Source organism: Aureimonas pseudogalii (assembly GCF_014196835.1).
Taxonomy (GTDB): domain Bacteria; phylum Pseudomonadota; class Alphaproteobacteria; order Rhizobiales; family Rhizobiaceae; genus Aureimonas; species Aureimonas pseudogalii.
In genome coordinates this window covers 88720-107811 of record NZ_JACIEK010000011.1, presented here as the reverse complement: position 1 = coordinate 107811, position 19092 = coordinate 88720, and the positions used below count along the sequence as shown (strand labels likewise).

Below are 19092 nucleotides of genomic sequence, written 5' to 3'. Positions count from 1 at the left end.
CTTTCAGCCCTTGAGCTTGAGGGGCAGGCCGGCGGCGACGAAGGTGACCTCGTCGCAGGCCGCGGCGATACGTTGGTGGAGCCGGCCGGCCTGGTCGCGGAAATCGCGCGCCATCCGGTTTTCCGGCACGATGGAGAGCCCGACCTCGTTGGAGACGAGGACCACAAGGCCGGGCAGGCCGGCGGCGATGCGGGCGGCGAGGCGTTCGCCCTCCGCCCCTACGTCGCGGTCCGCCAGCATGAGGTTGGTGACCCAGAGCGTCAGGCAGTCGACGAGGATCGCCGTATCAGGGCTCGCCTCCCGCTCGATGGCGTGCACGAGATCGAGCGGCGCCTCCACCGTGCGCCACGGGAGCGGGCGGCGCTCGCGGTGCTCGTCGATCCGCGCGCGCATCTCCTCGTCGAAGGCCTGACCCGTGGCGAGATAGACCGGCGCAAGGCCGCTCGCCGCGACCAGCCCTTCGGCGAGCGCGCTCTTGCCCGAGCGCGCGCCGCCGAGGACGAAATGCGTTCCGCCGCCCGTCACGCCGGCGCGAGCACGGCGGCGCGGCGCGTGCGCTCCAGCGCGAAGCCGAGCGCCAGGCCGATCGCCACCCACATGAGGGCGGAGACGGCGAGCGAGGCCACCGCGAACTCGGCCGCCAGCGTCGGCGGGATCGGGCTCGCGAGATCGGCCGGGTGCGGCGCGGTAGAGAAGAGCGGCAGGATCATCAATACGCCGCCCGCGAGCTTGAGGGCCGGCCGCGCGGCGAAGACCGCGAGGCCGAGGCCGATCGCCGTGGCCCCCACCGTCAGCGCCCACCAGAGTTGGCGTGCGGCGAGATCCCCCGCCGGCATCGCCGGCAGTTCCGGCGGCAGGCCGAGCGCCGGGGCGAGCGAGACCACCGCGAACCCCGCGAGGCCCCAGAGCGCGCCGTTGCGCAGCGTCACCGGCTGGCCGAGACCAAGGCTCGCGGCCGCCAGCACCAGCGCAAAGCCCGCTCCGAGCACCATGTTGGCCATCGCCGTTCCGAGAAGCCGGCTCGCCACCAGCGTCGTGCCCGCCGCTTCCTCGTTCGCGCCGTGGGCCGCCGTATGGGCCGCGGCGGGCGAGACGAGCGCGGGCAGACCCGCCGCGTGGTCGTGATCGACGGTGCCGCCGTCCTCGTAGACCTCGGCCGCGACGATCAGCGGCGTCGTCTTCCAATGCTGGACCGACGTCACCGCTAGCCCCGCGAGCATGCCGGCCAGCAGCGCGGCCAAAATCGTCCTGACGATCATCGTCGTTTCCATCCTGTGTGAAACGGGCTCTCTCCGACGCGCTTCCTCTGAAGGGAAGCCGCGACCGGGAAGGGCTCTGCCTGTCCATCCTGCCGAGCCGCCGCTCGCCTCTCCACTCGCACGCGAACGCGAGGGACGACCCGCCGACCGAACGGCCAGGGGGGCATCCTCGCGCACGAAGCGCGGAGCAGGCAGCCAAGGCGGCGAACGCTCGGGCGTTCGATCCCGGCGAAGACGCCCACCGCCGCAGCGGCGGAGCGCTCAACGCCGGGCAGCGTCAAGCGCCTAGTGGCAGGGCAGGCCCATCGCGTGGCGGGCGTCGTGTGCGGTGTCGTGCAGCGTCTCGGCCCCGGCGAAGCCGGCGCCCCAGACGAAGAACGCGCCGAGCGCGAAGGCCGTGGCCGCACCGAGAAGGCGCGTGGACAGGGATGTGTCGGATGGGGACGACAGGGCGTCCGGCGAAACGGCCGTGGGGCGCGTCGCATTCATGGGCTCAACCTCCGTGGCGGCGGCCGGGCTGGCCGCCTCTCAAAGGGATGGCAGGTCTCCTGGCTCGCGGGTCGTCGGTCGTCTCCTGCCTTCCCGGGCGAACCCAGTGGCGTTTCCCGGTGGCGCGTCGCCGCCGGGTGGAGGAACCTCGCCGCTCTACAGTCGCGGGGTCGGCTGCGATCCGGGCCCTTGGTTTAAGTCGGCCCTTCGCATTCCCTCTTAGCCCGCGCACGCAAGTCGCGACGCGGGACCATCCACCGCGCAGGATAGCCACCCCCGGGGCCGAGTCAATCCGCGGGCGGCGGGTGGGGAAGACGGGGGCTCTGCCCCAGACCCCGCCAAGGGCCTGAAGCCCTTGGATCCCCATCACTTCGTCGATGATCGGGGTGGGCCGCTGGCCCGCCCCGATCATCGATAAAGCAAGCGGGGGTCCGGGGGTGTCAGCCCCAGGGCGGGGACCGGGGCGGCAGCCCCGCCATGCCACCCGCCACCCTCGGCTCGAAATGGCGCGGGGGGTTGCTATGTGCGCTGGGAACTCACCGAGGAGACCTGTCATGCATCATCCCGCCATCGCCCCGCTGCACACGGCCGTCGTGATGGGAGGCGCGTCCGGCATCGGGCTGGCGGCGGCGAAGCGCTTCGTGCGGGCCGGGTTGAGGGTGGCGATCGTGGATCGGCGGATTGAGGATCTGGCGGCGGCGCTCGCCGAGTTGGAGGCCCTGGCGGACGGGCCGGATCAGGTGCTGGCGGCGGCGTGCGACGTCAGCGACCGGGCGGGGCTGGAGAAGACGGCGGCGCACATCGCCGAGACGTTCGGCAAGGTGCATGTGCTCATGAACAATGCCGGCATCCAGCCGGGCTCGTCGATCTTCGGGGACCAGACGAACTGGGACGCGGTGCTGTCGATCAATCTCGGCGGCATCATCAACGGCACGCGGGTCTTCGGACCTTCGATGCTGGCGCATGGCGAGCCCGGGCTGATCGTCAACACGGGATCGAAGCAGGGCATCACGACGCCGCCGGGCGACCCCGCCTACAACGTCTCGAAGGCAGGCGTGAAGGTGTTCACCGAGGCGCTGCAGCACGAGCTGCGCAACACGCAGGGCGCGCAGGTCGAGGCGGCGCTGCTCATTCCCGGCTTCGTGTGGACGGGGCTGACGAAGGGGAGCCGCACGGAAAAGCCGGCGGGGGCCTGGACGGCGGAGGAGACGGTGGACTTCATGATGGAGCGGCTGGAGGCCGGCGACTTCTACATCCTCTGCCCCGACAACGACACGCCGCGCCGGCTGGACGAGCGACGCATGCGCTGGGCGGCGGGCGACATCATCGACAACCGGCCGCCGCTGTCGCGCTGGCACAAGGACTATGCCGAGCATTTCGCGGCCTATGCGGCGGGCGAGGACGAGGCGGACGCCGGCTGAGGCGTCACTCCGCCGGCAGCGACCGCGCGTCGGGGCCGCGCGTCATGCGGGTGAGCGTTCCGTCGCGGCGTACGAGGCCGTGATGGAGCGCCATCGCGACATGGCCGGCGATGAGGACGAGCAGCGTCCAGCCGAGGAAGCCGTGCGCGAGATTGGCGGGGGCGGTGAGGGTCGGGTTCGGCTCGCCGCCGGGCGCCACGAGCTGCAGTCCGTAGACGGTGAGGCCGCGCCCGTTGCCGGCGGCGCGAAGGATGGCGAGGGTCGGCACCACGATCATCAGCGCGTAGAGCACGAGATGGCCGGCGGTGGCGGCGCGCGCCTGCAGCGGCGGCCCCTCGTGGGCCGGGCGGCGGCGAAGATTGGCGAGGCCCCAGGCGCCGCGCAGGAGCACGAGCAACCAGAGCGTGAAGCCGACCGAGTAGTGTGTGTTCCAGAAGAAACCCTCGACGGCCGTGTCCTCGGCGACGACGCGTAGGATCGCGCTCGCGAACTGCCAGACGAAGAGCAGCGCCATGCCCCAGTGCAGCGTGCGGCTGACGAGGCCGTAGCCGAGCGGCGTGTCGGCAAGCGGTCGGGTGCGGTCCATACGGGGCTCCTTGTGCACCAACACAACTCTAGGGGCCCGATAGAAGGCGGCCAATGAAACTTTCGTAAGCGAAGCCGGAGGATCCCTTGATGGGGACCATTCGCTCAGCGCGTGCGCGCCAGCCGCAGCATCGCGGGCGTGTCGAGCGTGCGGGCGAGATCCGCCGCGATCTCGTCAAGCGCGGCCTCCACGCCGTCGCCGTAGCGGCTGCCGGCGTCGGTGAGGCCGAGATTGGCGAGGAAGTGCGCGCGCCAGCGGTCGGCGGTGAAGAGCCCGTGCAGATAGGTGCCGGCGACGCTCCCGTCCGCGCTGGTGGCGCCCTCCGGGCGGCCGTCGATCAGCGCCAGCGGCCGGGCGCGGTCGGGGCCGTCGGTCGCGCCCATGTGGATCTCGTAGGCTTCGATCGGGTCGCCCTCGGGCGAGCGGGCGGCGACGGGGCGCACGGTCTTCTCGCCCGCCATCACCGTCTCGACGTCGAGGAGCCCCAGCCCTTCGGCTTCCCGGATCTCGCCGTCCGCGCCCTCGGGGTCGCGGATGCGCCGGCCGAGCATCTGGTAGCCGCCGCAGAGGCCGAGGACGCGCCCGCCGCGTGCATGGTGGGCGGCGAGATCGCGGTCCCAACCGTTGCGGCGAAGGGCAAGGAGATCGGCGATCGTGGATTTCGAGCCGGGGATCAGCACGAGATCGGCGCGCTCGGGCAGCCGCTCGCCCGGCGCCACGAAGACGACCGTGACGCCGGGATGATGGAGGAGGGGGTCGAGATCGTCGAAATTGGCGATGCGCTCCAGCCGCGGCACGGCGACCACCACGTCTCCCGCCCGAGCGGGCTGACGCGACAGGCGCTCCAGCGCCACGGAATCCTCGGCCGGCAGCCGCGCGGCTCCGGCAAGCCAGGGCACGACGCCGAAGGAGGGCCAGCCGGTGAAGCGCGTGACGGCCGCCAGCCCTTCGTCGAAGAGCGACACGTCGCCGCGGAACTTGTTGACGAGGAAGCCCGCGATCGGGGCGCGGTCCTCGGGGGGCAGGATCGCGTGGGTGCCGACGAGCGAGGCGATGACGCCGCCGCGGTCGATGTCGCCGACGAGCAGCACGGGCACGCGCGCCGCGGTGGCAAAGCCCATGTTGGCGATGTCGCCGGCGCGAAGGTTGATCTCGGCGGGCGAGCCCGCGCCCTCCACGATCACGAGATCGGCGTCGGCGCAGACATGCTCGAAGCTCTCGAGGACGCGGGCGAGGAGCGCCGGCTTGAGGCGCTGGTAGTCGCGGCCCCGCGCGGCGCCGGCGACGCGGCCCTGCACCACGATCTGCGAGCCCGTCTCGGACTGCGGCTTGAGGAGCACCGGGTTCATGTGGACGGTGGGCGGCACGCGGCAGGCCAGCGCCTGCAGCCACTGCGCGCGGCCGATCTCGCCCCACTCGTCGCTGCCGGGAATGGCGGCGACGGCGGCATTGTTCGACATGTTCTGCGGCTTGAACGGGCGCACCCGCAAGCCCTGGTCGGCGAAGAGCCGGCAGAGCCCGGCGACGAGGACGCTTTTTCCCACGTCCGAGCCCGTGCCCTGCAGCATCAGGGCGGGCGTGCGGCTCACGACCACAGGAGCTTCACGGCGAGCGCGATGCAGACGGTGACGAGAAGCGGGCGGATGAGCCGTGCCCCGAAGCGCATGGCCGAGGCCGCGCCGAGCCGGGCGCCGAGGAACTGCGCCACCCCCATGGCGAGGCCGAGCTTCCAGTGGATCGAGCCGACGGCCGCGAAGACCGCGAAGCCGCCGACATTGGAGGCGAAGTTCAGAAGCTTGGTGTGGGCGGTGGCCTTCAACACGCCGTAGCCCGCGAGGCCCACGAAGGCGAGCATGAAGAAGGAGCCTGTGCCCGGTCCGAACAGCCCGTCATAGGCGCCGACCAGCGGCACGAGGAAGAGCGCGAAGCTGCGCGGCGAGATGCGGCGCTCGCGGTCGATGTCCGACAGGCCGGGCTTCACCGCGAAATAGACGGCGATGGCGATGAGGAGGAAGGGCAGGAGCGTTCGCAGGAACTCGAGCGGCAGGTTGGCCGCGAGCAGCGCGCCGGCCACGGCGCCGGCGAAGGACAGCGCGGCGGCCGGGAGCAGCGAGCGCAGATGGACGTGCCCCTTGCGGGCATAGGAGATCGTCGCCGATCCCGAGCCGAAGAGCGACTGCAGCTTGTTGGTGCCGAGCGCGGTGAGCGGATCGAGCCCGCCGATGAGGAGGGCGGGCACGGTGATCATGCCGCCGCCCCCGGCGATCGCGTCGACGAAGCCGGCGAGGAAGGCGGCCCCGACGAGCAGGAGGAAGATCGTTTCGGGCGACATGGGCTGCAATCCGGCGGCGGGGACGACCGGGCATAGGCCGCGGCGCGCATGCCGCGCAAGCGCCACGCGTCGAGCGAGAGCTTCCCGGCGGCGCGGCGGGATCTGCCCGAGGGCCCAAGTCGTTGGCGCGCTATCGTCTTGCGCGGGAACGGACGGCCGGTCCGGTCGCTTTTCCTCTCCAAAGGCGGCGCCGACGATCGGTCGCCCGCTGCCCCTTCCTGGGAAAGGATCCGCCATGACGCCGCTTCGCTACGCCCCCGAGATCGAGACGCCCGAGCCGGACGAGCAGGCGACGATCCGCGGGATCATCGACGGAATGACGAAATCCAGCCAGACCGTGGAGAAGCGCGACGGCCATGCGGTGCGCGCCAGCCACGCCAAGAGCAGCGCCTGCGCGCTCGGCACGCTCGCGGTCTCGCCGGCGCTGCCGCCGGAACTGGCGCAAGGGTTGTTCGCGGCAGGCGGCACGTTCGACGTCGCCCTGCGCTTCGCGCAGGGACCGGGCGAGACGCTCGGCGACCGCGTCTCCACCCATCGCGGCGTGTCCCTGAAGGTCTTCGGCGTCGCCGGCGAGAAGCTGCCCGGCCACGATGCCGAGACGCAGGACTTCGTGCTCGCCACCGGCACGACCTTTCCCTCCGGCACCGCGAAGGGGTTCCTGCGCGACGGCAAGATGATCGGCACGGCGACGCCGATGCCCGAGGGCTTCAAGAGCGCGGTCTCGGCCGCGATGCGCGGCGTCAACACCGTGCTGAACGCCTTCGGCACCGAAAGCGCAAAGGCCGACTTCTTCGGCCATCCCTTCTCGCACCCGCTCGCCGAGCCCTATTTCAGCCAGGCGCCGCTGCGCTACGGCGAACATGTCGCCAAGTTCGGGCTGTTTCCGGTGGCTCCGGCGCAGCTCGCGCTGAAGGACTGGACGCTCGACCCGAAGGACGACGAGGACGGCTTCCGCCACGCGGCGGTGGATTATCTGCGGGCCCAGGAGGCGGTGTTCGAACTGCGCGTGCAGCTCTGGACGAACGCCGAGACGCAGTCGATCGAGGACGCCTCGGTCGACTGGCCGACCGAGGAAAGCCCCTACCGCACCGTCGCGACGCTGCGCGTGCCCGCGCAGGACGCCTATAGCGACGCCCGCCGGCGCTATTTCGACGACGTGATGACCTTCCGTCCCGCCCATGGCCTGGCCGCACACCGTCCGCTCGGCTCGGTGATGCGGGCCCGGCTGCAGGTCTACGAGGCGCTGTCGAAGTTCCGCCACGCCGAGAACGGCATCGCCGCCGAGAACACCGGCACGGTCGATCGCATCCCCGCCTGAGACGGGCGATCCGGGAGGTCGAGATTTCGGCCTCCCGGATGGGCTCAGAGCAGCGTGCCGCTTAGCACCAGCGTCGCCACCGAGAAGTAGATGACGAGGCCGGAGACGTCGACGAGCGTCGCCACGAACGGCGCCGAGGCGCTCGCCGGGTCGAAGCCGAGACGCTTCAGCGCGAAGGGCAGCATCGAGCCCGCAAGCGAGCCGAAGGTGACGATCGCCACGAGCGCTAGGCCGACGGTCAGCGCCACCAGCGGCCAGTGCGGCCCGTAGTCGTAGATCCCCGTTTGCTGCCACAGCGCGATGCGGGCGATGCCGATGACGCCGAGGAAGCTGCCGAGCGCGAGGCCCGTCGGCGCCTCACGCAGCGCCACGCGCCACCAGTCCTTCAGCTGCAATTCGCCGAGCGCCAGCGCGCGGATGATGAGCGAGGTCGCCTGCGACCCCGAATTGCCGCCCGAGCTCATGATGAGCGGAATGAAGAGCGTCAGCACGACGGCCTTTTCCAGCTCGTCCTCGAAATGCTGCATGGCGCTTGCCGTCAGCATCTCCGACAGGAAGAGCACGGCGAGCCAGCCGGCGCGCTTCTGCAGCATGTCGAGAAAGCCGATGCGCGTGTAGGGCTCGTCCAGCGCCTCCATGCCGCCGAACTTGTGCACGTCCTCCGTGGTCTCCTCCGTCATCGCGTCGATGACGTCGTCCACCGTGACGATGCCGAGCATGTGGTTCTTCTCGTCCACCACGGGGATGGCGAGAAGGTCGTATTTCGAGATGAGGCGGGCCACCTCCTCGCGATCGACCTGCGGCAGCACCGTGACGGGCCGCTCGAAGCGCGCCACCGAGCCGACGGGCGCTTCCGGGTCGCCCGAGATCAGGCGGCGCAGCGACACCGAGCGCTGAAGCCGATGGGAGACGGGATCGAGCACGTAGATCGCGTAGATCGTCTCGCGCTCGCTCTCGACCTCGCGGATGTGGCGCAGCGTTTCGCCCACGCTCCAGCTGGCGGGAACGCTGACGAACTCGGTGGTCATCAGTGCGCCCGCGCTGTGGACGGGATGCACGAGCAGCGCTGCGACGATGGCGCGCGCCTCCGGCGTCAGCAGCGCGGTCAAGCGCTTGCGCGGCGGCTCCTCCATGTCGCGGAAGAGATCGGCCAGACGGTCGGCCGCCATCGCGTCGAGGATCGCGGCGGCGGCGGAGGGCTCCAGCGCGGCCAGGAGCCCCGTGGGGTCGGCCAAGGAGGGATGGTCGAGAACCGCCGCGGCGCGCTCCAGCGGCAGGCGGGACACGGCGAGCGCGGCCTCCGCCGGCGAGAGCGCGTCGAGATGGACGGCGATGTCGGCGACATGGAGGGCGCCGAGGTCGCCCGAGCGGTCATGGCTCGCGAGCCGATCGCGATCGAGAAGGTCTTGCATGGGTCGTCTCCGTGGATCGCCGCGTGCGGAGTCCGGCGGAAGGCGACCCCACGGCGCGTCAGGCGATGCGCGGGAGGCGGCGTCCGGCAAGACACGCGCGCGGCGACGTCAATCGAGGGTGACTGTCGCTGGGCATGGGGTCGGTGAGGTCCGTTTTGAGATGCCCCGCGCGGCGGGAGGGCCGGCGGAGCGAGGAGGGAATTGGCACTTTCCGAAGCCCCGATCAAGTGGGCGTGATGTTACGAATTGGACGGGTTCACTGGCTTGGCGCCCCGGTCCGAGGCGGCTTTTCTCGCGAGGTCGTGGCCTCACATGGGGCCGGCCGCCGGCCCCCAGACCTTGACCGCCATCCACAGCGCCATGGCGACCATCATCAGGTTCTCTGTCAGCGACACGAAGCCGAGCGGCACGTTGCTCGCGCCGCCGACGCAGGCACATTTCAGCTCGCGCCTGTCGAGATAGACGGCCTTGAACACCGACACCGCGCCCACCGTGCCGACGAACAGCGCCACCGGAACCGAGATCCAGTTCAGCACGCCGGCGATCATCAGGAGGCCCGCCAGCCCCTCGGCGAAGGGGTAGAGGTAGGAATAGGGCACCCAGCGCTTCGCCAGGAGATCGTAGTTCAGGAACATGGTGGCGAAGCTCTCGACGTTCTGCAGCTTTAGGAGCGCCAGCACCACCATGCTGAAGGCCACGAACCACTCGGCCGCGCGCGGCGTCAAGGCGGTGCCATCGACCGCATGGCTCGCGGCCAGTGCCATCAGGGCCGTGATCGCGAACAGCGCCGCCACCGGCCTGTAGCTGGTGGCCTTCGGGTCGGCGACCGCCTTTCCGAAGTGGCGGCGCACGTCGTCGTAGCCGCCGATCCGCCGACCGTCGATGAAGGTCTGCGGCGTCGTCTTCACGTCGTGCTCGGCCTTGAAGGCGTCGGTCGCCTCGCGTGTCGTCAGCCAACGGTCCTCCACCGCGTAGCCCTGCCGCCGGAGGAGATCGCGGGCCTTCAGCCCGTAGGGGCAGACATGCGTGTCGGTCACCATGCGGTAGAGCACGGCGTGGCGGGGCTCGGCTGCGGACGACATGGAAGCAGCTTTCTCGTCTCGTTGATGGGCGAACTGCTCCCCATATGGGGTCCGTACCCTGGTACGGAGTCAAGCGATGCGGGAATGGACGATTGCAGGGCTGGCGCGCGAGGGCGAGGTCGGCGTCGAGACGGTGCGCTACTATCAACGGCGCGGTCTCTTGGAGACGCCCACACGCCCGGAAGGCGGCGGGTCCGGCGGCGGCATCAGGCGCTATGGCGAGGAAGCCGTCCGCCGCCTGCGCTTCATCCGCTCCGCCAAGGCGGCGGGGTTCACGCTGGAGGAGATCGCCGAGCTTCTCGCCCTCGACGCCACAGACGACCGCGCCCGCGCCCGCGAGCTCGCCGCCGGGCGGATCGCGGCGCTGGACGCCGAGATCGCGAAGATGAAGGCCGCGCGCGAGGCCCTGTCACGCCTGACGCGCGAATGCGGCGCGGGGTCGGCGGGGCCGTGCCCGATCCTCGCGGCGTTCGAGCCCTCGTGACCGGCGGGCGCCCGCGCACCGGACGGCGTCACTGCGTCCCGTGATTTGACCTGCCGGCGCATTCCCGTCATGGAGGCCGCTCAACTGACGGTGCCCTCACGGGCTCGACACCGGATTTTGCGATGCGCCGACCCAAACCGGGGGTGGCACGCGAAAACTGTCGGATCGCGTCGCTGCCGGGCTCCACGCCCGCGGCGCCTCCTCCGGCGAAGACGAGGAGACGATGCGATGAAGGCCTTGATGCTGTGCGGCCATGGCAGCCGCGACCAGGGGGCGGTGGACGAGTTTCGCGGCCTCTCCGAGAAGATCGCCCGGCGCCTGCCGGACTGGCGCGTCGAATACGGCTATCTGGAATTCGCCAAGCCGATCATCCGCGAAGGTCTCGACAAGCTGCGGTCGGAGGGCGCGCGCGAGGTGATGGCGCTGCCGGGCATGCTGTTTGCCGCCGGCCACGCCAAGAACGACATTCCCTCCGTCCTCAACACCTATTCGGCCGCCAACGGCCTACCCGTGACCTACGGGCGCGAACTCGGCATCGACCCCAAGATGATCCGCGCCGCCGGCGAGCGCATCCGCGAGTGCCTGCGGGACGATGGCTGGCGCGACGGCGAGGCGCTGCACGACACGATGCTCGTGGTGGTGGGCCGCGGGGCCTCGGACCCTGACGCCAATTCCAACGTCGCCAAGGTCATGCGCATGCTCTGGGAGGGGCTCGGCTTCGGCTGGGGCGAGACCGCCTATTCCGGCGTCACCTTCCCGCTCGTCGATCCCGGCCTCGAGCACGCCTCGCGCCTCGGCTACCGGCGTATCGTCGTCTTCCCCTATTTCCTCTTCACCGGCATCCTGGTTCGCCGCATCTTCGACGCCACCGACGCGGTGGCCGCGCGCCATCCCGAGATCCGCTTCCTGAAAGCCGGCTATCTCGGCGCCCACGACCTCGTGGTGGAGACCTTCGTCGATCGTCTGCGCGAGACGATCGAGGGCACGAACAACATGAACTGCCAGATGTGCAAGTACCGCGAGCAGGTGCTGGGCTTCGAGGTGGAGGTCGGCCTGCCGCAGGAGAGCCATCACCACCATGTCGAGGGCATCGGCACGACCGCCGACTGCCGCTTCTGCGAGGGAACCTGCATCGGTGCCTGCAAGGCTGCGGCGATGGAGGGGCACGACCACGCGGCGGAGGGTGCGTCTCATGGACACTCGCACGTGGCGGGCGGGCAGGGGCATTCCGCCCGGCACGGTCACGAACATGCCTCCGAGGCGAATACGCATGACCATGGCGACCATGCGCATTCGCACGGCCATGACCACGCCCACCCCCATGCTCACGATAACCCGCATCCCCACATCCATTCGCACGAAGCGGCGCACGCGCACGGAAATGAGCCGGCAGGTCACGGTCATTCCCATTCGCATGGGGACGCGCATGCTCACGGCCACGGCCACGGCCACGGCCACGGCGACCACGGGCACACGCACCACCCCTATCCCCATGCCGACCACCCGCTGGGGCCCCGCTCGATGAAGCGGCGCTGAGGGCTGCGCCATGTCGCCTGACCCCGTGCCGCTCACATCCAAGCCGCTCCCCTACCTGCGCGATCCGCAAGGCATCTACGACGCGAGCTTCGAAGCGATTCGCCGCGAGGGGGGCGCCGCTCTGGCGGACCTCGCCGAGCCCGAGCGGGCGCTCGCCATCCGCCTCGTCCACGCCTGCGGCATGGTCGACATCCTCGCCGATCTCGTGATGTCGCCCGGCGCCGTCGCGGCCGGGGCCTCAGCGCTCGCGGCCGGCGCGCCGATCCTCGTCGATGCCGAGATGGTGCGCCACGGCATCATCGTCCGGCATCTGCCGGCGAACAACGCCGTGATCTGCCGCCTGAACGAAGCCGGCGTCAGCGAGCAGGCTCAAGCGGCTGGCACGACGCGCTCGGCCGCACAGGTCGATCTCTGGACCGGCGATCTCGCCGGGGCGGTGGTGGCGATCGGCAACGCGCCGACCGCGCTCTTCCGCCTTCTGGAGCGGCTGGACGAGGGCGCGCCGCGCCCGGCCGTGATCCTCGGCCTGCCCGTCGGATTCGTTGGCGCTGCCGAATCCAAGGCCGAACTCGAGGCCAATCCGCGCGGCGTGCCCTTCGTGACGCTGCGCGGCCGGCGCGGCGGCAGCGCCCTGGCCTCGGCCGCCGTCAACGCACTCGCCGCCGGCCTTCGCGGCGGCGTCGCATGAGCGGCGCCTGGCTCCACGTCGTCGGCGTCGGCGACGGTGGCCTCGCAACGCTGACGCCCGAGCAGGCGGCGGCGCTCGGCCGCGCCAAGATCGTCTTCGGCGGCGCGCGCCATCTCGCCATGCTGCCCGACGATCACCCGGCCGAGCGCATCGCATGGCGCTCGCCCTTCGCCGATTCGGCCGCCGACATTCTCGCTGCCCGCGGTCGGCCCGCCGCCATGCTCGCCACCGGCGATCCCTCCTGGTTCGGCCCGGCGCGCTGGCTGCGCTCGATCCTGGCGCCCGGCGAAGCCGTCGTCCTGCCCGCGCCCTCCGCCTTTGCGCTGGCCGCCGCCCGCCTCGGCTGGTCGCTGGAAGACCTGCGCTGCCTCACCGTCCACGGCCGGCCCGTCGCAGCGCTCAACCCCGAGATCGCCGATCGCGCCCGCTGGCTCGTCCTGTCGGAGGACGGCGCCTCGCCCGCCGCGATCGCGCGGCTCATCGCCGACCGGGGTTATGGGAAAAGCCGGCTCACCGTTCTTGAACATTGCGGCGGCGCTGCCGAGCGCGTGCGCGATGCCGAAGCCGGATCGTTCGACCTCGGCGGCATCGCGGCGCTCAACCTCGTTGCCGTCGAATGCCGCGCCGATCCCGAAACGCGCGAGTTCGCCCGCACCGGAGGCCTGCCGGACGAGGCCTTCCGCCACGACGGCAAGATGACCAAGCGCGTGCTCCGCGCGCTCGCGATCGCCGCGCTGGAGCCGGCGCCCGGCCTCCTTCTCTGGGACGTCGGGGCCGGCTCGGGCTCGATCTCCGTGGAATGGCTGCGCGCCGCGCCGGGCACCCGCGCGGTCGCGATCGAGCCGGTGGCCGAGCGCCGCGCCATGATTGCCGAGAACGCCTTCCGGCTGGGCACCCATGGCATCGACATCCGTGACGGCCGCGCACCCGCGGCGCTTCAGGGTCTGGAGGCGCCCGACGCCGTGTTCCTTGGCGGCGGGCTGACCGACGGCCTCTTCGTCGCCGCCTTCAACGCGTTGAAGCCCGGCGGGCGGCTCGTCGCTCATGCCGTGACGCTGGAATCGGAGGCGATCCTTCTGGCGCTGCACGAGGTGCACGGCGGCGAATTGCTGCGCGTCGGCGTCAGTCGCGCCGAGCCGGTCGGCCCCTATCGCGGCTGGCGTCCGGCCATGCCGGTGACCCATTGGCACCTGACGAAGGCGCAGCTGCCGTGAGCGGGCGCCTCTACGGGCTCGGCCTCGGGCCGGGTGACCCCGAACTCCTGACGCTCAAGGCGCACCGGCTGCTGCGCGCGGTTCCGGTGATCGCCTACCCGTTGGCGGCGGGCGGCACGAGCTTTGCCCGCACCATCGCCGCGCCGCATCTGCCCGGCGGCCAGCGCGAGATCGCCATTCCCCTGGAGATGTCCACCGACCGCGCGCCGGGGCAGGCCGCCTACGACACCGCCGCCCATGCCATCGCGGCCGAACTCGAAGCCGGCTTCGACGTCGCCGTGCTCTGCGAGGGTGACCCGTTCTTCTACGGCTCGTTCCTCTACTTGTTCTCCCGCCTCGCCGCGCGATACGAGACGACGATCGTGCCCGGCATCTCCTCGGTGATGGCCGGCGCGGCTGCGATCCGCCGCCCCTTGAGCGCGCGGCACGACGCGGTGACAATCCTCCCGGCGACGCTGCCGGACGAGGCGCTGCGAGCGCGGATCGAGGCGGCGGACAGCGTCGCGATCCTCAAGCTCGGGCGCCATTTCGGCCGTGTAAAGACGCTGATCGCCTCGATGGGGCTGACGGGCCAAGCCGTCTATGCCGAGCGCGTCTCGTTGCCGGGCGAGCGCATCCTGCCGCTCGCCGAGACCGGCGACGCCGCGCCCTACTTCGCCCTCGTCCTCCTCTATCGCGGCGCCGAGCCGGCCATTCTCGGCCCCCTCGCGCCCGCCGAGCCCGGCCGATGACCAGACCCGTCCTGCTGCTTCTCTCCCCGGCCGCCCTGCCGCTCGCGCGCCGTCTGGCGGAGGGCCTCGGCGCCGAGATCCATGGCGCCCGCGCCCGCGTGCCGGAGGCGGACATCCTCTTCGACGGCGCCGCCGAGCACATCCGCGCGCTCTTCCTCGCCGGGCGCCCGATCGTCGCGATGGTGGCGGCGGGCGCGCTCATCCGCATCCTCGCGCCGCTCCTCGCCGACAAGCAGGCGGAACCGCCCGTGGTGGTGCTGGCCGAGGACGGCTCGGCGGCCGTGCCGCTGCTCGGCGGCCACCACGGCGCCAACGACCTCGCCCGCCGCTGCGCCGCGCTCACCGGGGGCGTCGCCGCCGTCACCACGGCGGGGGACCTGCGCTTCGGCGTGGCGCTCGACGAGCCGCCCGAAGGTTGGCATCTCGAAAATCCCGACGACGCCAAGGCGGTGATGGCCGAACTGGTGGCCGGCGAATTCGCCTGGATCGAGGGCGCGGCGGACTGGCTCGCGGGCTCGCGCATTCCCGTCTCCGACGACGGCCGCGTCACCCTCAGCGCCACGAGCGAGGCGCGCACGCCCCGGCCGCTCGAACTCCTCTACCGCCCGAAGACGCTGGTGCTCGGGGTCGGCACCGAGCGCGGCACCGAGCCGGCCGAGGCGATCGCCCTGGCGGAAAGCGTGCTGCATGAGGCCGGCGTCAGCCCGTCGAGCCTCGCCGCCGTCGCCTCGATCGACCTGAAGGCAGACGAGCCGGCGGTGCATGCGGTTGCCGCCCATTTCGGCGTGCCCGCCCGCTTCTTCGACGCCGCCACGCTGGAGTGCCAGGCGCCGCGCCTCGCCAACCCCTCCGAGATCGTCTTCCGCGAGACCGGCTGCCATGGCGTGTCGGAGGGCGCGGCGCTCGCCGCCGTCGGCCCGGCCGGCGCTCTCCTGACCCCCAAGCGCAAATCGGCCCGCGCCACGGCCGCTCTGGCGGAGGCGCCGCGGCCTCTCGACCCCGCCACCATCGGCCGTGCGCGCGGGCGCCTCTTCGTCGTCGGCATCGGGCCGGGCGGCGCGGCGTGGCGTTCGCCCGAGGTTTCGGCGATGGTGACGGAGGCCACCGACCTCGTCGGCTATTCGCTCTATCTCGATCTCCTCGGTCCCCTCGCGGCGGGCAAGGCGCGCCACGATTTCGACCTCGGCGCGGAGGAGCGCCGGGTGCGCCATGCGATGGAACTCGCCGGCGAGGGGCGCACCGTCGCCCTCGTCTGTTCGGGCGATGCCGGCATCTACGCCATGGCGACGCTCGTCTTCGAGCTTCTCGATCGCGGCGACCTGTCGGACAGCGCGCGGCGCATCGAGATCGAGGTTTCGCCCGGCATCTCCGCGCTGCAAGGCGCGGCCGCCCGCGCCGGCGCCCCGCTCGGCCACGACTTCTGCACGATCTCGCTCTCCGACCTTCTGACGCCGTGGCCCGACATCGTGCGCCGCGTCGAGGCGGCCGCCGCGGGCGATTTCGTCATCGCCTTCTACAATCCGGTGTCGATGAAGCGCCGCACCCAGCTGGCGTTCGCCCGCGACGTGCTCCTGCGCCATCGCGCGCCGGAGACGCCGGTGATCCTCGCGACCAATCTCGGCCGCGAGGGCGAGCGGGTACGCATCGTGGAACTGGGACGCCTCGACGTCGACGAGGTCGACATGCTGACCGTCGTCGTCGTCGGCTCCACCAACACGCGCGTCGTCACCACCGGCGAGGGGCGCCGCTTCGCCTACACGCCGCGCGGCTACGCCGCCAAGCCCGGCACTGGGATTGCCCCCGCCTCCACGGAAGACGCCGCATGACCGTCCATTTCATCGGCGCCGGCCCCGGCGCGGCCGATCTCATCACGCTGCGGGGCCTGCGTCTCATCGAGCGCTGTCCGGTCTGTCTCTTTGCCGGCTCACTGGTGCCGGAGGAGATCGTTCGCACCGCACCGAAAAGCGCGCGCGTCCTCGACACCGCGCCGATGCATCTCGACGAGATCATCGCGGAGATGGCGGCCGCCCACGAAGCCGGCCTCGACGTGGCCCGCGTCCATTCCGGCGACCCGTCGATCTACGGCGCCACGGCCGAGCAGATGCGCCGGCTCGACGCGCTCGGCATTCCCTACGACGTGACGCCCGGCGTGCCCGCCTTCGCGGCGGCCGCCGCCGCGCTGAAGCTCGAACTCACCGTGCCCGAGGTCTGTCAGACCGTGGTGGTGACGCGCACCTCGATGAAATCCTCCGGCATGCCCGAGGGCGAGGATCTCGCGACGCTCGGGCAGAGCGGCGCGACGCTGGCGATCCACCTCTCGATCCGCAACCTCGCCCATATCGAGCGCGAGCTTTCGCCCATCCCCGCCTACGGACCGGACTGCCCGGTGGTGGTCGCCTACCGCGTCGGCTGGCCGGACGAGAGCTTCATCCGCGGCACGCTCTCCACGATCGCCCGGCTCGTGCGCGAGGCCAAGCTCACGCGCACCGCGCTGGTTCTGGTCGGCCGGGGGCTTGCGGCGGAGGGCTTCGTCGATTCCAAGCTCTACGACGCCGCGCATCCCCATATTCTGCGGCCGAACGCACGCAAGACGGCGAAGGCGGCGGACTGATCCGCACTCGGCCGGATGGTGTTTAGCCGGCGAGCCACGCCATCACCTCGTCCACGCCGCGCGCCAAGGGGCCCGCAGGTTCGGGCGGGCGGGCGATCATCACCACGGGGATGCCGAGGAGCCGTGCTGCCGCGATCTTGGCGTGGGAGCGGGCGCCGCCGGAATTGCGCGAGACGAGATGCGTGACGGCGTGCTCGCACAGGAGCGCGGCTTCCGCCTCCACGCTCTGACCGGGTCGGCCGATCACCAGCTTGGCCGCGAAGGGCAGGGGCTCGGTGGGCGGGTCCACCATGCGCAGCACCGGCGCGAGGTCCGGCCGGTGGCGGAAGGGCGCGATGTGCTGGCGCCCCAGTGCCAGGAAGGGCCGAGCGCCCGCCGGCAGCGCGTCGCACGCGGCCTTGAGACAGGCGACCTCGATCCAGTGTTCATCAGGTGCCCGGGTCCAGGGCGGCCGCAGTAGCGTGAGCAGGGGGATGTCCACCCGCGTCGCCGCTGCGACCGCATTGCGCGAGATGCCGGCGGCGAAGGGATGCGTTGCGTCCACGAGCCGGGTCATGCGCTCGGTCACGAGAAACGCCGCGAGCCCCGCCGCGCCGCCGAAGCCGCCGATCCGCGTCTCGCCTTCGCCGCGATCCGGCGCGAGCGTGCGTCCGGCAAGCGAGACCACCAGCCGGTCGCCCGGCCGCTCCCGCGCGATGCGCTGCGCCAGGATCGTCGCCTCCGACGTGCCGCCGAGAAGCAGGATCGCCTCGCCCGTCACGGCTCCTCCCGCACATGGGCGATCACCGCGCCAGACCGGTCGGTGACGACGATCTCGGCGGCCACGGGCGCTTCGCGCAGGGTCTCGCGCACGGTGGCAAGAGCGCGCGCGGCCACGAGGGCCGGCAGGTCCAGCCCCCCCGCCGTGCAGAGGTCGAGCACCGCCTTCGCCGTGTTGGCGCCGAGGATGGCCGGCGCCAGCCGTTCGGCCGCGCCGGCGTCGATCTCGGCGACGAGCCGCAGGAGGAAAGCGAAGTCCACCTGACTGCGGCCGGAATGGAGGTCGAGCGAGCCCGCCGCGAGCTTCGTCAGCTTGGCGAAGCCCCCGGCGATCGTCAGTGCTGGCACGGGGTGGACACGGAGGTACTTGAGGAGCCCTCCGGCAAAGTCGCCCATGTCGAGATAGGCGACCGTCGGCAGGTCGGGATAGAGCCGGCGCGCGGCGTCCTCGCTGCTGGAGCCGGTGGCGCCGACGACGCGGCGAAGGCCGCTCGCACGCGCCACGTCGATGCCGCGATGAATGGAGTGGATCCAGGCGGCACAGGAGAAGGGATGGACGATGCCGGTGGTCCCGAGGATCGACAGACCGCCGACGATGCCGAGCCGGCCGTTCCAGGTCTTCTCTGCCAAGGCTACGCCATCGGCGACACCGACCGTAATCTCGACGTCCGACGCTGAGTTTGTTAGCCGACAAACGTCGTCGACCACGGCACACATCAGCGCGCGCGGCACCGGGTTGATCGCGGGCTCGCCCGTTGGGATCGGCAGGCCGGGAAGCGTAACGGTGCCGACACCCTCGCCGGCGCGGAAGATGACACCCGAGCCGGCTTTTCCGAGGCGCACGGTGACGCTGATCTCGGCGAGATGCGTCACGTCGGGATCGTCGCCCGCATCCTTGACGATCGCCGCGAAGGCTTCGCTTTGCGTCAGCCGCGTGCGGGCGAGCGGGAAGGCGGGGCGCTCGCCCTTCGGCAGCGTGATCTCGACGGGATCGGGAAATTCACCGGTGAGGAGGGCGGTGAGCGCGGCCTTCGTGGCGGCGGTGGCGCAGGCGCCCGTGGTCCAGCCACGGCGAAGGGTCTCCCCTTCGCGCTTGCCGTCGCCGCCCTGCCGCCGCCTGCCGAGATTGAAGCCCATGGGGGCTTATAGGCCGCGCGGCTTCGTGCGAAA

19 protein-coding genes and 1 riboswitch are annotated in these 19092 nt (G+C 71.5%); of the genes, 9 read left to right on the top strand and 10 right to left on the bottom strand.

What is annotated here, in order from left to right:
- Positions 1-3: 3 nt before the first annotated feature.
- The 3 genes from cobU to GGR04_RS17435 all read right to left on the bottom strand — a co-directional run bounded on the left by cobU (position 4) and on the right by GGR04_RS17435 (position 1748).
- The gene (gene cobU / locus GGR04_RS17445; RefSeq protein ID WP_183201215.1) at positions 4-525 is read right to left on the bottom strand and encodes a bifunctional adenosylcobinamide kinase/adenosylcobinamide-phosphate guanylyltransferase; all 522 of its coding nucleotides are present in this window, start codon (positions 523-525) and stop codon (positions 4-6) included.
- Positions 522-1259, bottom strand: coding sequence for a CbtA family protein (locus GGR04_RS17440; RefSeq protein WP_183201214.1), 738 nt, complete (start codon positions 1257-1259; stop codon positions 522-524). Before GGR04_RS17440 ends, cobU begins: the two co-directional genes overlap by 4 nt.
- 285 nt (positions 1260-1544) lie before the next feature.
- Positions 1545-1748: a CbtB domain-containing protein gene (locus tag GGR04_RS17435; protein WP_183201213.1), complete on the bottom strand. Its 204-nt coding sequence runs from the start codon at positions 1746-1748 to the stop codon at positions 1545-1547.
- 32 nt (positions 1749-1780) lie between these two features.
- Positions 1781-2018, bottom strand: a riboswitch (cobalamin riboswitch).
- Positions 2019-2302: 284 nt separating this feature from the next.
- Here GGR04_RS17435 and GGR04_RS17430 point away from each other — a divergent pair.
- The gene (locus tag GGR04_RS17430; RefSeq protein WP_183201212.1) at positions 2303-3169 is read left to right on the top strand and encodes an SDR family NAD(P)-dependent oxidoreductase; all 867 of its coding nucleotides are present in this window, start codon (positions 2303-2305) and stop codon (positions 3167-3169) included.
- A gap of 4 nt (positions 3170-3173) precedes the next feature.
- Here GGR04_RS17430 and GGR04_RS17425 read toward each other — a convergent pair whose 3' ends face one another.
- The 3 genes from GGR04_RS17425 to GGR04_RS17415 form a co-directional block, all read right to left on the bottom strand.
- The gene (locus tag GGR04_RS17425; protein ID WP_183201211.1) at positions 3174-3755 is read right to left on the bottom strand and encodes a cytochrome b; all 582 of its coding nucleotides are present in this window, start codon (positions 3753-3755) and stop codon (positions 3174-3176) included.
- Between the two features lie 104 nt (positions 3756-3859).
- Positions 3860-5323: a cobyric acid synthase gene (locus tag GGR04_RS17420; RefSeq protein WP_183201256.1), complete on the bottom strand. Its 1464-nt coding sequence runs from the start codon at positions 5321-5323 to the stop codon at positions 3860-3862.
- A 17-nt stretch (positions 5324-5340) separates the two neighbouring features.
- The gene (locus GGR04_RS17415) at positions 5341-6087 is read right to left on the bottom strand and encodes a TSUP family transporter (protein WP_183201210.1); all 747 of its coding nucleotides are present in this window, start codon (positions 6085-6087) and stop codon (positions 5341-5343) included.
- Between the two features lie 235 nt (positions 6088-6322).
- Here GGR04_RS17415 and GGR04_RS17410 point away from each other — a divergent pair, with 235 nt between their 5' ends.
- Positions 6323-7405 (top strand): catalase family protein, encoded by a 1083-nt coding sequence (locus GGR04_RS17410; protein ID WP_183201209.1) that lies wholly within the window; start codon positions 6323-6325, stop codon positions 7403-7405.
- 44 nt (positions 7406-7449) lie between these two features.
- Here GGR04_RS17410 and mgtE read toward each other — a convergent pair whose 3' ends face one another.
- Both mgtE and GGR04_RS17400 read right to left on the bottom strand, forming a co-directional pair.
- Positions 7450-8817, bottom strand: a complete 1368-nt coding sequence (gene mgtE / locus GGR04_RS17405; RefSeq protein WP_183201208.1) for a magnesium transporter — start codon at positions 8815-8817, stop codon at positions 7450-7452.
- 308 nt (positions 8818-9125) lie between these two features.
- Positions 9126-9899 (bottom strand): glutaredoxin family protein, encoded by a 774-nt coding sequence (locus GGR04_RS17400; RefSeq protein ID WP_183201207.1) that lies wholly within the window; start codon positions 9897-9899, stop codon positions 9126-9128.
- A 58-nt stretch (positions 9900-9957) separates the two neighbouring features.
- Here GGR04_RS17400 and GGR04_RS17395 point away from each other — a divergent pair, with 58 nt between their 5' ends.
- The 7 genes from GGR04_RS17395 (at position 9958) to cobM (ending at position 17163) form a co-directional block, all read left to right on the top strand.
- Positions 9958-10383 (top strand): MerR family DNA-binding protein, encoded by a 426-nt coding sequence (locus GGR04_RS17395; RefSeq protein ID WP_210291856.1) that lies wholly within the window; start codon positions 9958-9960, stop codon positions 10381-10383.
- A 228-nt stretch (positions 10384-10611) separates the two neighbouring features.
- Entirely contained in the window at positions 10612-11919 is a 1308-nt protein-coding gene (locus GGR04_RS17390) for a sirohydrochlorin chelatase (RefSeq protein ID WP_183201205.1), read from the top strand.
- A 10-nt stretch (positions 11920-11929) separates the two neighbouring features.
- Positions 11930-12607 carry a precorrin-8X methylmutase gene (locus tag GGR04_RS17385; RefSeq protein ID WP_183201204.1) on the top strand — a complete coding sequence of 226 codons (678 nt, stop codon included), beginning with the start codon at positions 11930-11932 and terminating at the stop codon, positions 12605-12607.
- A complete protein-coding gene (gene cbiE, locus GGR04_RS17380) occupies positions 12604-13821 on the top strand; it encodes a precorrin-6y C5,15-methyltransferase (decarboxylating) subunit CbiE (RefSeq protein ID WP_183201203.1) in 1218 nt (405 codons plus the stop codon). The genes GGR04_RS17385 and cbiE overlap by 4 nt, the downstream gene beginning before the upstream one ends.
- Positions 13818-14552: a precorrin-2 C(20)-methyltransferase gene (gene cobI, locus GGR04_RS17375; RefSeq protein WP_183201202.1), complete on the top strand. Its 735-nt coding sequence runs from the start codon at positions 13818-13820 to the stop codon at positions 14550-14552. The genes cbiE and cobI overlap by 4 nt, the downstream gene beginning before the upstream one ends.
- Positions 14549-16378 carry a precorrin-3B C(17)-methyltransferase gene (gene cobJ, locus GGR04_RS17370; protein ID WP_183201201.1) on the top strand — a complete coding sequence of 610 codons (1830 nt, stop codon included), beginning with the start codon at positions 14549-14551 and terminating at the stop codon, positions 16376-16378. The genes cobI and cobJ overlap by 4 nt, the downstream gene beginning before the upstream one ends.
- Complete coding sequence (cobM, locus tag GGR04_RS17365; protein ID WP_183201200.1) at positions 16375-17163, top strand: precorrin-4 C(11)-methyltransferase; 789 nt, start codon at positions 16375-16377, stop codon at positions 17161-17163. The genes cobJ and cobM overlap by 4 nt, the downstream gene beginning before the upstream one ends.
- Before the next feature lie 22 nt (positions 17164-17185).
- On the opposite strand, the gene GGR04_RS17360 is transcribed toward cobM, so the two are convergent.
- Both GGR04_RS17360 and GGR04_RS17355 read right to left on the bottom strand, forming a co-directional pair.
- The gene (locus GGR04_RS17360; protein WP_183201199.1) at positions 17186-17923 is read right to left on the bottom strand and encodes a cobalt-precorrin-6A reductase; all 738 of its coding nucleotides are present in this window, start codon (positions 17921-17923) and stop codon (positions 17186-17188) included.
- Complete coding sequence (locus tag GGR04_RS17355; RefSeq protein WP_183201198.1) at positions 17920-19059, bottom strand: cobalt-precorrin-5B (C(1))-methyltransferase; 1140 nt, start codon at positions 19057-19059, stop codon at positions 17920-17922. Before GGR04_RS17355 ends, GGR04_RS17360 begins: the two co-directional genes overlap by 4 nt.
- Between the last annotated feature and the right edge of the window lie 33 nt (positions 19060-19092).